12 protein-coding genes are annotated in these 16528 nt (G+C 38.4%); all 12 read right to left on the reverse strand.

Annotation, left to right across the window (positions count from 1 at the left end):
* Positions 1 to 30: 30 nt before the first annotated feature.
* Complete coding sequence (locus J2Z23_RS00755; protein ID WP_238482546.1) at positions 31 to 3306, reverse strand: fibronectin type III domain-containing protein; 3276 nt, start codon at positions 3304 to 3306, stop codon at positions 31 to 33.
* Between the two features lie 121 nt (positions 3307 to 3427).
* The gene (locus J2Z23_RS22500; RefSeq protein ID WP_274380133.1) at positions 3428 to 3559 is read right to left on the reverse strand and encodes a hypothetical protein; all 132 of its coding nucleotides are present in this window, start codon (positions 3557 to 3559) and stop codon (positions 3428 to 3430) included.
* A gap of 328 nt (positions 3560 to 3887) precedes the next feature.
* Positions 3888 to 5423, reverse strand: coding sequence for an extracellular solute-binding protein (locus J2Z23_RS00760; RefSeq protein WP_209972943.1), 1536 nt, complete (start codon positions 5421 to 5423; stop codon positions 3888 to 3890).
* A 34-nt stretch (positions 5424 to 5457) separates the two neighbouring features.
* Positions 5458 to 6327, reverse strand: a complete 870-nt coding sequence (locus J2Z23_RS00765; protein WP_057984063.1) for a carbohydrate ABC transporter permease — start codon at positions 6325 to 6327, stop codon at positions 5458 to 5460.
* Positions 6327 to 7262 (reverse strand): ABC transporter permease, encoded by a 936-nt coding sequence (locus tag J2Z23_RS00770; protein WP_209973100.1) that lies wholly within the window; start codon positions 7260 to 7262, stop codon positions 6327 to 6329. Before J2Z23_RS00770 ends, J2Z23_RS00765 begins: the two co-directional genes overlap by 1 nt.
* 286 nt (positions 7263 to 7548) lie before the next feature.
* Positions 7549 to 8412, reverse strand: coding sequence for a carbohydrate ABC transporter permease (locus J2Z23_RS22135; RefSeq protein WP_238456198.1), 864 nt, complete (start codon positions 8410 to 8412; stop codon positions 7549 to 7551).
* A gap of 5 nt (positions 8413 to 8417) precedes the next feature.
* Positions 8418 to 9341, reverse strand: coding sequence for a carbohydrate ABC transporter permease (locus tag J2Z23_RS00780; protein WP_083492348.1), 924 nt, complete (start codon positions 9339 to 9341; stop codon positions 8418 to 8420).
* Between the two features lie 114 nt (positions 9342 to 9455).
* On the reverse strand, positions 9456 to 10793 hold the full coding sequence (locus J2Z23_RS00785; RefSeq protein WP_057984059.1) for an ABC transporter substrate-binding protein: 1338 nt from the start codon (positions 10791 to 10793) through the stop codon (positions 9456 to 9458).
* A gap of 562 nt (positions 10794 to 11355) precedes the next feature.
* A complete protein-coding gene (eno, locus tag J2Z23_RS00790; protein WP_057984057.1) occupies positions 11356 to 12642 on the reverse strand; it encodes a phosphopyruvate hydratase in 1287 nt (428 codons plus the stop codon).
* 34 nt (positions 12643 to 12676) lie between these two features.
* A complete protein-coding gene (gene gpmI / locus J2Z23_RS00795; protein ID WP_057984055.1) occupies positions 12677 to 14218 on the reverse strand; it encodes a 2,3-bisphosphoglycerate-independent phosphoglycerate mutase in 1542 nt (513 codons plus the stop codon).
* On the reverse strand, positions 14211 to 14972 hold the full coding sequence (gene tpiA / locus J2Z23_RS00800; protein WP_057984053.1) for a triose-phosphate isomerase: 762 nt from the start codon (positions 14970 to 14972) through the stop codon (positions 14211 to 14213). Before tpiA ends, gpmI begins: the two co-directional genes overlap by 8 nt.
* Before the next feature lie 280 nt (positions 14973 to 15252).
* Complete coding sequence (locus tag J2Z23_RS00805; protein WP_057984051.1) at positions 15253 to 16440, reverse strand: phosphoglycerate kinase; 1188 nt, start codon at positions 16438 to 16440, stop codon at positions 15253 to 15255.
* Positions 16441 to 16528: the final 88 nt, after the last annotated feature.

Below are 16528 nucleotides of genomic sequence, written 5' to 3' on the forward strand. Positions count from 1 at the left end.
CCATTAGTCGAGCAAGGAGATAAGAAATTTTTACTCAGCTTTCCATTTACTAATCATGGCATTTGCATATGACTTGAGAATGTTATATAGATGAATAGGAAGTACTTGGCCATCCTTATGCTTTTTTGCCAATTGCTTGAAACTCTCCATATGTTTTACAACCTTTTCCTTTTTATTTTGTTTTTCATAAATTTCAACTGCAGATAAATGAAGGGTGAGGGCATGAGTTGATTTCTCATCATTCCATTCTCCCGTTTCTTTGAACTGTTCCACGAAAGCTCTCATACTGGCAGTGTTAACTTGCTTTGGGGTGATCGTTACCTTATTGGATGCCTCCGATTCTCCCCTCGCATTTTCTGCTTTAAGATAATAGGTATACTCAACCCCTGGCTCAACCGTTCGATCGTAAAAAGTCTCAACTTTTGCATAGCCAACATTTTCTACTTTACCGTTTGCTTCTCGATAAATATTAAATTGATTTCCCCCACCACCTGATGTCCAAATTAGTCCGACAAATGTTTCTCCGACTAATCCAACTTTTAATTCTATCGGGACTTGGGGTAGCGGCATAGCAATCACTAACTCCTTCGAATGGTCTGTTTCGCCTATTTCGTTTAAGGCTGAAATTTTGTAAATGTATCCAGATTGATTGTTACTAACACTTTTATCTACGTAACTAGTTGAACTTGTATTGGCAATCAACGAAAAGTTTTTTTCTTCATTTGCCTTTCTGTAGATATTATAACTTTCTGCCATGCCGACCTCTTCCCAGAATATTTCAAAAGTTGTAGTGGAGATTTTTCCTGCCGTTAACCCGGATGGAATATCTGGGAGAACAACTGGTGGACCGGTTTTAGCACTGACACTATTTGACTTTTTCGACTCACCACCTACTCCAGTTGCCGATACTTTATAATAATACTTTGTATCAGGAGTAAGTTGCTCATCCGTATATTCTGCCATCACCGTATGAGCTATTTTTTTATAAGTACCTTGTTCCCCGTTCGCTCTATATATCGAATAGCCGGTAACATCCTCAACAGCTTCCCAACTTAATTCAACTGACATACTTTTTGCTTTTAAAATTTCTAACTCTTTAGGTGTGGCTGGAGCAGGCTGTGATCGATCGTAAACAGCAAGTTCTATCTCATTTGAACTAGGGGACTCCCCAGCCGCATTTAGAGCGGCTACTTTATAATAGTAAGTGTATCCCAGCTCAACTGAACTATCGACAAAGTTTGCCGACTTAGAAGTGGCCATCGCCTTCAACCGCTCCTTTGAAGTGGAACGATAAATTAAATAGGTGTCTGAATCATTTATAGAAAACCATTTTAAAGACGCAGTAGCATCATCCAAAATTTCCCCTTCTAATTCAGTCGGGGCCATTGTAGGGGGTCGCTCATCTGATTTTGTTGGTTTAAGAACAATAAAATAATTCATTTGCTTGGTGTTATTATTATTGCCCATTACAACAAACGAACCAGCAGGATAATGTTTTTTATAAAGTTTAAAACTAACGGGTTGGTCGTCCTCTATAAATTCCCCCGTTTCCTCATAAGATGTTAGCCAGCCAGGTATTGAGCCTATTCGAGAATCATGGGCAACATATACGTCTGTATCTGCCACTAAGTAAAAAGAGACTAGATCATCATTAGAGGCACTTCTTGAATTAACAGCTGAACGAATCCATTCCATCCCTTTAAGCTCATCTGGTATCGTTGTAAATCGGTAAATGCTGCTACCTGTCAATCGATCTCCTGCAACAAAATCCCCGACTTGCAAATTCTTCTCAATCGACCATTTTTTGGCATTATCGATTCCATTCTTACTATTATCCTTGATCAATACATTTCTGAGCCATTCTCCATCCATTCCTAGTAAAGTTTCAGATGAGGATTCTTCTGGATCGGGTTCGGGAGTAGGTTCTGTTGGTGGTGTAAACGGTGGTCCTGCCCACTCTGGTGGTGAAGTAGGGTAATCTACTGGAAAGCTTGCTTGCGCCAGTTCATTTAAATAATATTCAAGATTTGTATAACCTTCTCCATGCATATCTTCATTTCGATCTGCTGGATCATGAGGATCTAGCCCATTTGCGTTTTCCCATTCATCAGGCATTCCATCACCATCTGAATCAATAGAAGGTGTCCCCTTTTGCAGTTTTGGATAGCCACCTACATCATCCTCATGTCCAATGATCACACCTGTTTGATCTCTTACACTATCAATCACACGTTTATCTACATCATCTCGAGATAATGATGCACCTGCATGATCTAATATAAATTCATAAGCTTCTTCAGGTTCTTGTGTATGCACCAATGGATATGCAAACCGTTTTGGAACGATTACACTTGGCCTTTCAACCTCCACCATATCAGTCTCTCTGTCTGTCCCATCAAGAATGCCATTTTTATTATGATCAAGCCGATTATTCTCCAGAAATACTTGATAGTTTTCATTTCCTCTCACAATTGCATATTCAGGATCTTTAGAATTTAAACCCGCAATAAAATAATTGCCAACCACATTTCCATAACCTTTCGTGCCTGATTCCCCTCCTGCTACATATGGATATTGGCCCCAATTATAGACAATATTGTTCACAAAATCGATTTGTCCCTTGGTTTTGGGATTTCGATCATTATTATGTGCATAGACATTATGATGCATCGTAATCGTATTCATTTCAATTAATCCACCCATTGAATGGGTTAGAAGGCCTTCTGACATAATCGACCATTGAACTGTAATATTTTTTGATTTAGGCTCCTCATAGTTTTTGCTTTTAATCGATAACACTTCATCCGTAGCCCAGGAAAATGTACAGTGATCAATAATAACATTCTGACTATCTTCAATATACATCGCATCATCATTAAAATCCGTTTGTGCCCCCATACGAAAACGAACAAACCTAATAATAATATCATGCGAATTAATGAAACGAAGTGTATTCCCACGTATGGTAATCCCGTCTCCTGGTGCGGTTTGTCCGGCAATTGTAATATTGGATTTATTGTTTACTACAGTCTTTGGAATCGTAATTTCACCTGATATATCAAATACAATTGTTCGCGGAACATCTCCAGCTGTCATAAGTGCATCATGGAAAGTACCTGGACCTGTAAGCTCATGACTTGTTACATGATAGACTTCCCCACCGCGCCCTCCTACTGAAGCATAGCCAAATCCTTCCGCTCCCGGAAATGCTGGTAGTTTACTATTATCTGCTTTCGCCGGAGTACTAAATAAAGGGAAGATAATTAGACAGAACATAATCGATAATATCAGCGTCAATGTTCTCAATTATGATACCTCCTCTAAAGGTTTTCCATATCTTAATATTGGCAAATGATCTTAACAACGATTTCATATCACAGGATCAAAATCCATTTGCAAACATTTTGCACCTTTTCTGATTGCTGCCTCAAAACAATCCGTCAGAAGATGGATTAAAAGCTTTTATTCCATTGGTCCTCTCTGTCCTTTCAAATTCAGCAATCATATGAATTGTTCTCCGCTTCTCTACTGCCACTGAACCACTTTCATTCTCCTGCATAGTAAATCCAGCCCCCCATTTAGATAATATCAACCTTTTGCAAGATCTTATTATCCAAATTACAACATACTATGGGCTTGTCTTTCTCCACCTTATTTGTGCAAATACGTAAAACCCAACATACTTTGTTAACCTTTTTCTATTCAAAACACTATTACTTTATGTAAATTTCTTATCTAGCAAACGCTTTGCTTTTTAAAACAGGCAAACCTGTATCAAGATAAAGCCTCAAAAGTTTTACCTACATGAGGCTTTATCCTTTAGCCTCTCAATCTACATTCCAATTTTCATCAATAATGATTTAGTCTTAAGGTGTCTACGAGTATTATTAATTAACCTTGTCATACCATTCTTGAACCCGTTCAGTTACAGTATCACCACCAGATGCTTTCCATCTCTCCACAAATTCATCAAATTTTTCTATCGGCCATTGACCAATGACTATTTTTGTTAAATATTCTTGGAATAATTTATGTGATTGAATATCAGGAAAACCGTCGTATACAGTACTTGGCAAGCCATCTCCAGCAATTCTTCTTGCATCTTGCGTACTAACGGAAAAGATATCTTTTACCATTGTTTGCTGATCTTCTGGAAATGTTTCCTCAATTCTTTTTTCCATATCTTCTTCTGTAGTTAAATTTCTCATCCCTAATGCAATCGGTGTTTCATCTGTAGCTGGTATTAATACCTTTTTACCATCTTCCATTTTATGCTGTGCTCCTTCTATCCCAAACCTTACGAACTCTTCATTTTCGTCAGCATAAAAAAAATCTAGTAATTTTAAAGCTGCTACCGCCTTATCTTCTGACGCAAGCGGGATCATCCACTCTGCTTCTCCCATACTTTTTTGAGTTACAAATCCTTTAAATCCGTCCACTTTAGGTAAAGGCATTCCAACGACATAAGCATCTGGTGCTCCCGCCTTCATGGCTTCATAACGGTCATGTAAATTTGCTGGCAAATGATACCAACTACCTACTAAGTTAGTATTAATTTTCGCCGTCCATACCTCACCCTTATTCAAAAATGTTTCATTGTCTAATAATTTTTCTTCATATAACTCGCGAATAAATGCAATGGCAGCCTTCATATTTTCTGAAGTGCCTGCGTAATTAATCTGGCCGTCATAAATATCCCATTCAGGATTACCCTCCCACATTGCTACACCATACATGGCGAAGAGATGATCCATCCATTTGCCAAATTCTCTTCCTGATGTGGGCAATTCATCTTTTTCTCCATTCCCATTTGGATCTTCATCGCGAAAAGCAATAAGTATTTCTTTATATTCTTCCACGGTTTTCGGCATTTCTAAATCAACCGCATCAAGCCAGTCTTGCCGTATTAATGGCGCTCTTTCCGGGACAAGGAATACTTTAGGGATATAATAGATCTTTCCATCCTCTGAAGCACTCCTAACGACATCCCATGCTTCTTCAGGTATGTTTTTCCATACATTTGGGGCATATTCAGGTAATAAATCATCAAGTGCTAAAGCTCCTCCTTGGGTGATCAAGGTTTGTTCAACACCGCCAATTGGACGTAAAATATCTGGTAATTCATCTGAGGCAATCATATAATTTAATTGTTCCGCCGGATCGGAACCTGCAGGAGTCGTTATTAACTCATATTCAACACCTGTTTTTTCAGCGATGTATTGGACATGTGCATCATCACTATTGGGAATTGTTCCTTTCCCTAAATGACTTTTGTAAACTTTAACTTTTACAATATCGTCCTCAACGCTTTCACCATTCTCTGATTGATTCACTTCTTTATTGTCGTTACATGCAGCTAGTACTATTAAAACTATAAACAATAAAATGCCTAATCCCCAAAGCTTTCTACCTTTTTTATTCATGAGTCATCCCCCACCTACATTTTATAGTATTTCGTTACTCTTTCAGTGAGCCTAATACCGCACCCTTTACAAAATATTTTTGTAAATAAGGGTAAACAAGTACAATCGGTATTGTCGCAAAGATGATCGTGGCTGCTTTTAGTGTTGTCGTATTAAAATCAAAATCCCCGACAATGAGATTGACAGCTGCTAACTCTTCTGGAGCCACGAAATATTCTCTCAGTCTTAACTGCAGTGGATATAAATTTGGATCACGTATGAAGAGAATGGCTCTCATAAAAGTATTCCAATAACCGACAGCATAAAACAAGCTGACTGTAGCAAGGACAGGCTTTGAGAGTGGTAAATATATTTGAAACAAAAGCCGAAAATCATGACAGCCATCCATTTTTGCGGCATCATCCAAATCACTTGGAATTCCCATAAAAAATGTCCGAATGATTACCATATTAAAAGTGCTTATCAAGCCTGGAATAATGAGAGCCCATAAAGAGTTCATCATACCCAACTCTCTTACAGTTAGGAAAAAAGGTATCATTGGCGCGTTAAATATCATTGTAATTACGATTCCCAGCATAATTGGCTTTTTTAATAAAAATTCTCTACGTGATAATGGGAAGGCTGTCAAAACAGAAAACAACATACTAAGAAGTGTACCAACTACCGTAATATACACGGTGACACCAAAAGATCTCCATAACACAGTATTTTGCAGGATATGCTCCCATGTGCCAGTTGTAAATTCGACTGGCCAAAGAAATACTTTCTTAGAATCAGCTGCGATCGGTGAACTGAACGACACTGCCAATAATTGCAGTAACGGCGCAATCATGGTCGAAGCAGCCAATATAAGAATCAGATAATTAAAGATCTGAAATGTTCTCTCTCCTGTTGATATTTTCATTACCACAACCCCTGATCTGTTTTTCTTGCTAAGCGATTAAATATCCATAGTAAAGCAAAGCCAATAACGGATTGGAATAGTCCAATAGCGGTTGTCATGCTATATTGACCTTGTAACACACCTGCCCGATACACATATGTTTCAATAATATCCCCTACCGAATAGGTCATCGGCGTTAATAAATTAAAAATCTGATCGAACCCTAATTCAAGAAAGTTGCCAATATTAAGTAGGAATAATACTAGTATAGTAGGAAATAACATTGGGATCGTAATATGGATCGTCTGTTTCCATCTACTCGCCCCATCTACTAAAGCTGCCTCATATAAATTGGGATTAATCCCTGCGATGGCAGCTAAATAGATAATTGTCCCCCAACCGATTTCTTTCCAAATACCAGAAAGTACAACAATGGTTCGAAAATACTTTTCTTCCTGCATAAATAAAATTGGTTCTATATCAAAAAACCCTAAGATAGCGTTTACAATACCTTGAGTAGATAATAGCTCAAATACAATTCCACCTACCACAACCCATGATAAAAAATGCGGTAAGTAAAACAAACTTTGAAGTGTCTTTTTAGCGAGAAGTATGCGTACCTCATTAAACAGTAACGCTAAAATAATCGGTGCAGGAAAACTAAACACTAATTGATAAAACGCAATCGTCGCGGTATTTCTTAATACAAGAAAAAAATCTTGGTAAGAAAATAAAAAGCGAAAATTCTCTAATCCTACCCATGGGCTGCCCCATATTCCCTTAAATATTTGATAGTCTTGGAAGGCAATGACACTACCAAATAAAGGAATATATTTAAATACAACATAAAAAATTATCCCCGGTAGGATCATGACATATAACATCCAATGCTTCTTAATATTTTCTAAATAGCGATTCTTTTTCTTTTCTAGCTTCAGCTCCTTTTTCGGATCCATTTTTAGATAACTCTGTACTGATGACTCTGTCAACTTTTCGCTCCCCCCTTTTTATAGAGTAATAATCATCGTTATTATAGCGGGAGGCCATCGAAGCAAACAATCGACTAATCTTCCAGTTTATGCACATTTATCTTGATTGAACGAATGTAGAGGATTTGTGCATCTTATCAGAGATTTGTGCACGAGTAGAAGGTAACTATATCTGTTTATCTAAAAACAAAAAAGTACAGGGAGATTCCTGTACTTTTTAAAAGTAAATGATAAATAACTAAATCTTACTCTGCTATCCTTTCGCCCCAGAGATGACAATCCCTTGGATAAAGTATTTTTGCGCAAAGAAAAATAAAAGTAAAGGTGGAAGCACAGCTATTACAGAACCAGCCATTAGTAAATTCCATGGGGTCTGTGCATAAGTCGCGGTAAAATTAGCCAATCCAAGTGATAAAGGATACAGATCAGAATTATTCAGATAAATTAATGGTCCCATCAAATCGTTCCAGCGAAACATAAATTCCATAATCGCTGCGGTTGCCATCGCAGGTATTGAAAGTGGTAAGATAACACGAAAAAATAAAACAGCGTAACTACCACCATCGATTTTTACTGCATCATCTAATTCTCGTGATATCCCTGTATAGAACTGTCTTAATAAGAAAATTAGAAAGGCACTACCGCCAAATGCCGGTATAATAAGGGGTAAATAGGAATCCACCCATCCTAATTTGTTAAAAATTAAATACTGTGGAATCATTGTCACTTGTTGCGGCAGCATCATCGTACTCAAAACAATGGCAAATAGAACAAGACTCCCCCTCGCTCGTAAACGAGCAAAACCAAAGGCAACCATCGCAGAGGTAAATACTGTCGCAAAAACAGAAATTGCCGTATACCAAACTGTATTCCATATATATTTTCCAAATGGATGGTCAGAAAACACATCTAAGTAATTTTTCCATTGTAAAGGATATGGAAACCATTCAGGTGGCAATTTAAATACCGCTCCTTGCGTTTTGAAAGAAGTTGTCACCATCCAAAATAAGGGGAACATAAAGAGTAGTAGCCCAAGTAAAATAAGAAAATAGACTAAAATTTTCCCTGCTACTGATAATTCGCCAGGTGCATAACTTCTCTGTCTTTTTCGTTTCACTTTTTCTACCTCCTTGTTTCGGATTCATAATAGACATAACGTTTAGAAACGAGTAGTGATAACATCGTTAAGATAAAAATAATAATAAACAAAATCCATGCTTGAGCAGACGCGTATCCAATTTTAAAATCAGCAAAAGCAGTATCAAATAGATAGTACACATAAAAATAAGACATCCAATTGGGCCCGCCCTTAGTCACAACATATGCTTGCGTAAATATTTGAAAAGAACTAATGATCGCGATGATCGAATTAAATAAGATAACAGGAGAAATTAATGGGATAGTGATATTAAAGAATCTTCTTAATGGCCCTGCTCCATCCATAGAAGCGGATTCATATAATTCATTAGGCAAACTTTGCAAACTTGCTAAAAAGATAATCATCGTTCCACCTAATGCCGTTAATTGCATTAATACAAAGGAAGGGATCACCGTCTTTGCGTCTGTAAACCACCCGGGTCCATCTATACCAAATACTGAATATAAAACAGAATTCACAACTCCGAAGTCAGGATTTAACAACCACGCCCATAAAAAGGCAATAGAAACACCAGAAACCACAGTTGGAGCATAAAACATCGTTCTAAAAAAGGCTTGCCCTTTAATTTTTTGATTTAATAATAGGGCTAATAACAGCCCAGCACAAATAGTAAACGGAACAGCCAATGCAGCATAATAAACAGTTACACCAAGGGATTTATAAAACAATTCATCAGTAAATAATATTTTATAGTTTCTTAGACCGACAAATTCAATTGCATCCGTAATATTATATTTTGTGAAGCTAAGAAAAAGAGAGGCAATGATCGGACCGCCAATAAAGAAGATAAAACCAAGTACCCATGGTGATATAAATAACCAAAAGGCAACTTCTTCTCGTTTTTGTTGGTTTTTAAAAGTGGAGAAAGTCTTTTTATTCTTTTTCATTCAAATCCCTCCTTATATGAGGTTCTTTATCCATTCGCATGTTCAATTGAGACGCGACCGCCATCCTTCGGCTCTTTGTCATTGGGCAACGGTCACCGTCCCGTTTCCCCTTCTCTATTTATCGCCAGCAGCTCGTAATTGCGTATCCAAATCCTCTAGACCTTCATCAATATCCTTTGTACCATCATATATCGCATTAACATTTTGATTAATTGTATTTAAGATCGTTGAAAAATTCCGTATTAAGTGGTTATCTGCTTCAAATCCATATTTAATAGCACCTTCATGAAGCTCTTTTAGCTGCTCGTTTGTCATGCCTGCCTGTTCGGCAACATGATCTAGCCATAGATCCATTAGCTGGCTATTAGCAGGAGTTTCGTTCGTCATTTCAACTAATGCCTTCGCTCCTTTTTCCGGATCAGTCAAAAATTTGATAAACTCCCACGCTTCATCTGGATGCTTACTTTTGGCACTAATATTCCACGGGTCGACATACATTGGAATTCTTCGCTCATCAACAGTGTAAGGAACTGGTGCAATTCCCCATTGAAATTCTGCAGGCTGATAACTCCGGACGCCCCAGCCGCCGTTAATCGTCATCGCCACTCGACCAGTTAAGAATGGATCACCTATTTGTGAAACAGCATCTAACTGTGATTGTGTCGGGGAAACTTTATGCTTGTGGATTAAATCATAATGAGCTTGAATAGCCTGTCTATTAGCTGGTTCTTCTAATACATTTGGTTCCCCAATATCTCCAGTTTCATAGGCCTCTGCTTTGAAAAGATCTCCTCCCCAAAGCCAAGCATCGCGATTTCCGTGGTTCGTGTTTAATAAGCCAAAAACTTGATTGTTTTTATCACCAATATTTTTAGTTAATTTTTTAGCGTATTCAACCATTGTATCGTAATTCCATGATTCATCATCCCAGTTTGTAGGAGGATATTCTAATCCAGCTTCATCGAATAACTCTTTGTTATAAAAGACATAGGAACCCATCGCTAAAATCGGAACCCCATACTTCTTCCCATCAATCGTATAAATATCAATTAGCTTCTCATCTATCCCTTCAACAGCATCAGGATCTTTTTCTATATACGGACTTAAATCTAGTAAAGCACCTAACCCTTGATATGTGGCAAATCCAGAGTCCGCCCAATTAGCTGACCAAACATCTGGTACATTTCCACCGGCTATCATTGTTTGTAACTTTTGGTCAATTTGCTCTTGTGGAATTTCTTGCAGCTTAATTTTAATATCTGGATGTTCTGCCTCAAACTCCTTCACCATCTTCTCTTCCCAAGGCTTTAATACTGGATCACTACGAACTAACCATGTCAGCTCCACTTTTCCTTTCCCACCTTTGTCGCCAGAACTACATGCCGATAATCCAAAGACTGACACTAAAATCAAACAGATGGTAAATACTCGAAGCGATACCTTTCTAGTCATCTCGCAACCCTCCTGATTTTTAGTGAAAATAAGGATGACTTGTCCCTTAACAGAAAATCATCCTTAAATTAACAATATTCATGTAAAAATAGAAATATTCTTAAACGATATTTATCCAGTCCATCGTAAACAGAAGTAAAAAATTCAGTAAATCTTTGTGGAAGAGGAAAATGCTCTACCATTCCATAAAGACTAGGGCATAGTTGAGGAATAATTAGAGAGGATGGTTTAAATAATAGCTAAGTTGCTGACAGAATACATTCTCGCTATCTCACAGGCGGTTCTTTTGTTTTTCCTACTTAAATAGGAGGGCACCAAGCTTATAATCGAGTAAAGTAGGCACCCGCACATATTTTAGAGGCTTTCATTATTAGGAGAAGTTTATATCTTTCGCTATAACCCTTTTTACAAGCTTCCTCATTTTGGGACAACCACTTTCTTCGCAGTACTCCTTTTCCTAACTTGCTTTGGAGTCACCACATATTTAGCAAGTTTACATCCTTCTTTCTAGACATAAAAAAAGAGGATGTCCAAAATGGACATCCCGGTAAACGTAAAGCTCTTATTTATTAATATTATAAAAAGTTTTTGCACCCAAGTACTGTGCTGTTTCACCCAAATTATCTTCGATGCGAAGCAATTGGTTATATTTTGCAACACGGTCTGTACGGGAAGGAGCACCTGTTTTGATTTGTCCAGCATTTGTAGCTACAGCAATATCAGCAATTGTGCTATCCTCTGTTTCACCAGAACGGTGAGAAATTACAGCTGTATAACCGGCACGCTTAGCCATTTCAATTGCATCAAAAGTTTCAGTAAGTGTACCGATTTGGTTCACTTTAATCAAGATGGAGTTACCAACACCTTCTTGAATACCACGTTCTAGTTTTTTCGTGTTCGTTACAAATAGGTCATCTCCAACAAGTTGGACAGTTTTCCCAATGCGATCTGTTAGAAGTTTATGACCTTCCCAGTCGTTTTCATCTAGACCATCTTCAATCGATACGATAGGGTATTTATTCACCATCTCTTCGTACCAATCAACCATTTCTTCGGAAGTACGAACAATGCCTTCGCCTTTTAGATTGTACTTACCATCTTCATAAATTTCGGAAGAAGCAACATCCATCGCTAATTTTACTTCTTCGCCTGGTTTATAACCCGCTTTTTCGATAGCTTCCATAATTGTTTCTAAAGCTTCTTCATTTGATTTTAGGTTTGGTGCAAATCCACCTTCATCACCAACACCTGTGTTATAGCCTTTTTCTTTCAGTACTGATTTTAGGCTATGGAAAATTTCTGCTCCCATACGAAGAGCTTCTTTAAAGTTAGGTGCCCCAACAGGCATTACCATGAATTCTTGAATATCTACGTTATTATCAGCATGCTCTCCACCGTTAAGGATGTTCATCATTGGTACTGGAAGTTGTTTGGAGTTGAATCCACCTAGGTACTCATATAGTTCAAGACCAAGGAAATCTGCAGCCGCACGTGCAGCAGCCATGGATACGCCAAGAATTGCGTTCGCTCCAAGCTTACCTTTGTTTTCTGTTCCATCTAGTGCGATCATCGTTTGGTCAATGCCAACTTGATCTGTAACATCAAGGCCAATAATTTCATCGGCAATGACTTCATTCACATTATGAACTGCCTTTTCTACACCTTTACCAAGGTAACGGCCTTTATCGCCATCACGTAGTTCTACAGCTTCATATTCACCTGTAGAAGCTCCACTTGGAACAAGTGCTCTACCAAAAGCACCAGATTCTGTATAAACTTCAACTTCAACTGTTGGATTACCGCGGGAGTCTAGTACTTCGCGTGCATAAACATGAGATATAAATGGCATAATCAATCTCTCCTTAAAATTAATTTTTAATATTTTATTTACGATTTATTAATGTTTGTCCTGTCATTTCTTCTGGCTTATCAATACCAAGAAGGTCTAACATTGTTGGAGCTAAATCAGCTAAGATTCCTTCATCTCTAACAGTTATTCCTTTTTCTGTCACGATCACTGGTACTGGATTAGTTGTATGAGCTGTCATTGGTTTTCCTTCAAGTGTTACGACTTCATCAGAATTCCCATGATCAGCCGTAATTATCGCTTTTCCACCTTTTTCTAAAATCAAGTCGACGATTTCACCAAGGCATTCATCAACAGTTTCAATGGCTTTAACGGTCGGCTCCAGCATCCCGGAGTGTCCCACCATATCTGGATTAGCGAAGTTTAAAATAATACCATCAAATTTATCCGCCTTGATCGCTTCAACTAAGGCATCTTTTACCTCATATGCGCTCATTTCTGGCTTCAAATCATAGGTAGCTACTTTAGGCGAATTAATTAAAATTCTTTCTTCACCCGGGAATGTTTCTTCCCTACCACCACTCATAAAGAATGTAACATGTGGATATTTCTCCGTTTCAGCGATTCTCAGCTGTGTCATTCCATTATCGGCAATCACTTCTCCAACGGTCTTATCCAAGTTCACAGATTTAAAAGCAACATAGCCTTTCACTGTTTCAGAAAAATGAGTCATACAAACGAAATCAAGGTTTTTCGGACGTTCTTTGCCACGATCAAATCCAGAAAACTCTTCATTTGTGAACACATTAGAAATTTGAATGGCACGATCTGGTCGGAAATTATAGAAGATCACTGAATCTTCGTCATCAATCGTTGCGACTGGTTTTCCATCACCATCTGTTATGACTGATGGAATCACGAACTCATCAAAGATTCCATGCTCATAAGAGTCCTCAAGCATTTCTAATGGGTTAGGGTAAACAGGTCCATCCCCGTAAGCCATTGCCCGATATGCTTTCTCTACTCGGTCCCAACGCTTGTCTCGATCCATGGAGTAAAAACGTCCCGAAATCGTCGCAAATTTTCCAACTCCGTACTCATCCATTTTTGCTTGTGTTTCTTTAATATACTTTTCTGCTGTTTGTGGGCCGACATCGCGTCCGTCTAAAATCCCATGGACATAGACTTCTTTAACACCTTGATCTGCTGCAAGTTTTAAAAGAGCAAAAAGGTGATGAATATGACTATGCACTCCACCATCAGATAGAAGACCCATTAAATGCAATTTTTTACCCGTTTTCTTTACATGATCAATCGTTTGTTGAAAAGTTTCGTTTTTGAAAAACTCCCCATTACGAATAGCCACATTGACACGAGTTAAACTTTGGTAAACAATTCGTCCTGCACCAATGTTTAAGTGACCGACTTCAGAATTTCCCATTTGCCCTTCAGGTAATCCCACAGCCTCCCCACAAGCTGTCAATTGATTATGTGGGAAAGTGTTCCAATAGCGATCAAAGTTTGGTTTTTTTGCATGTTTTACTGCATTCCCTTTTTCTTCATTACGGATACCGAATCCGTCGAGAATGATCAGTGCAACAGGTGCTGTTTTACTCATTGGCTGCCGCCTCCAATAATTGAAGGAAAGATGCCGCTTCTAGACTCGCACCGCCTACAAGTGCTCCATCAATATCTGGTTGATTCATATATTCTTTAATATTTTCAGGTTTTACACTACCACCATACTGAATTCTGAGCGCATCTGCTGCACTTTCTGATACATGCTCTTTCACAACTTGGCGAATATGAGCACATACTTCATTGGCATCTGTAGCTGTAGAAGATTTACCTGTTCCAATTGCCCAAATTGGTTCATAAGCAATGACTGCTTGTTTCACTTGGTCTTCTGATAAGCCCTCTAGAGCCTTAACTACTTGTCCTTCAACAAGCTCTTTCGTTTCATTATTTTCACGTTGTTCTAGCGTCTCACCAACGCAAATGATCGGAACAAGTCCATGTTTATAAGCAGCATGTGCTTTCTTATTCACGCCTTCGTCTGTTTCATTGAACATTTCTCTACGTTCTGAGTGGCCAAGAATCACATAACTTGCACCAATATCTTCTAGAGCAACAGGACTGATTTCACCTGTAAAAGCTCCATTTTCCTCAAAGTGCATGTTTTGAGCTCCAATTTTAACATCTGTTCCTTTGACAGCATCCACTAACTGACCTAAGAACAATGCTGGGGAACAAATCACCGCATCTGCATGCTCAGCAGCAGGTACCTGTCCCTTTACTTCATTCGCAAAATGCACTGCTTCTTGAAGTGTTTTATTCATTTTCCAATTTCCTGCAATAATCGGTTTCCGCATGTTAACCACCCTTTCGTAGATAGTCATTTACAATCGAAACGATAATAAACTTAAAATCTTTATCGTTTTTCCTCGATTGTTTTTTCTAGTTCCACCGTCTAGCAACTAGTAAACTTTTGGTTTCTGCTTGTGTAAGTCAACAACGATTCCGCTTGCGGACTTACAGAGTCTTGGCCCATAGGATGCGGGCAAAACAGTATTGCTACAGGACACGGCGAATTTTGCCATTCATCCTTTAACTTCCAATTTGCATAGTCACTAAACGGGCGCTATTACGTTTTTATTTTTTATCGTCTAGTGCTGCGACGCCTGGTAATACTTTCCCTTCCATAAACTCAAGAGAAGCTCCACCACCGGTTGAAATATGGCTCATACGATCTGCCAAGCCGAATTTTTCAACTGCAGCTGCCGAATCTCCACCACCAATGACGGAATATGTATCTGTAGCTTCTGCAAGTGCTTCTGCAACGGCTTTTGTCCCGCCAGCAAATGCATTCAATTCAAATACACCCATTGGTCCATTCCAGATTACCAATTTCGATTCTTGAATCACTTTATGATAAGTTTCCCTCGTTTTAGGTCCAATATCCAAAGCTTCCCAATCAGCTGGAATTTCTTCAATGGAAACAACTTTTTTATTAGCATTTTCAGAGAAATCGTCTGCGACAATAACATCCTGAGGCATATAAAATTTAACGCCCTTTTCCTTAGCTTTATCCATGAATTGACGAGCAAGATCGATTTTATCTTCTTCTAAAAGAGATTTTCCAACTTCATGGCCAAGTGCCTTCACAAATGTATAAGCAAGTCCACCACCAATAATTAGATTATCTACTTTATCTATTAGATGATCAATTACACCGATCTTATCTTTTACTTTCGCCCCACCAATAATCGCTGTAAATGGACGTTCTGGATTAGATAGTGCTTTTCCTAGAACAGAAAGTTCTTTATCCATTAAGAATCCAGCTGCAGATGGCAAATATTTTGCAATGCCTTCAGTGGAAGCATGTGCTCTATGTGCAGCTCCAAATGCATCATTCACATAAACATCCGCTAATTCAGCAAAGGCTTTTGCTAGTTCAGGATCATTTTTTTCTTCTCCAGGGTAGAAACGGACGTTTTCTAGTAGAAGGATATCTCCCTCACCTAGTTTAGAAACTTGTTCTTTTACAGCATCACCATAAGCTTCGTCTGCTTTGGCCACATCTTTCCCTATCAATTCACTTAAACGGTGAGCAACAGGTGTAAGGCGAAGTTCCTCTTTCACCTCTCCCTTTGGTCGGCCTAAATGACTTGCTAGAAGGATAATTGCTCCTTGCTCTGAGAGATATTGAATTGTTGGCAAAGCGGCACGAATGCGCGTGTCATCCGTAATTTTTCCTTCTTCCATTGGCACGTTGAAGTCTACTCGGCAAAAAACCTTTTTCCCTTTCAAGTCAAGGTCTCTTATTGATTTCTTCTCCATAATAGTACCTCCTTCTAAGTAAAAGATAAAGGGGAAGGGGTCTAATGCCCACTCCCCCAAATAAGGTATTTCAATTTTATATGAAATT

This window comes from Lederbergia galactosidilytica (assembly GCF_017873565.1).
Classification (GTDB): domain Bacteria; phylum Bacillota; class Bacilli; order Bacillales; family Bacillaceae_C; genus Lederbergia; species Lederbergia galactosidilytica.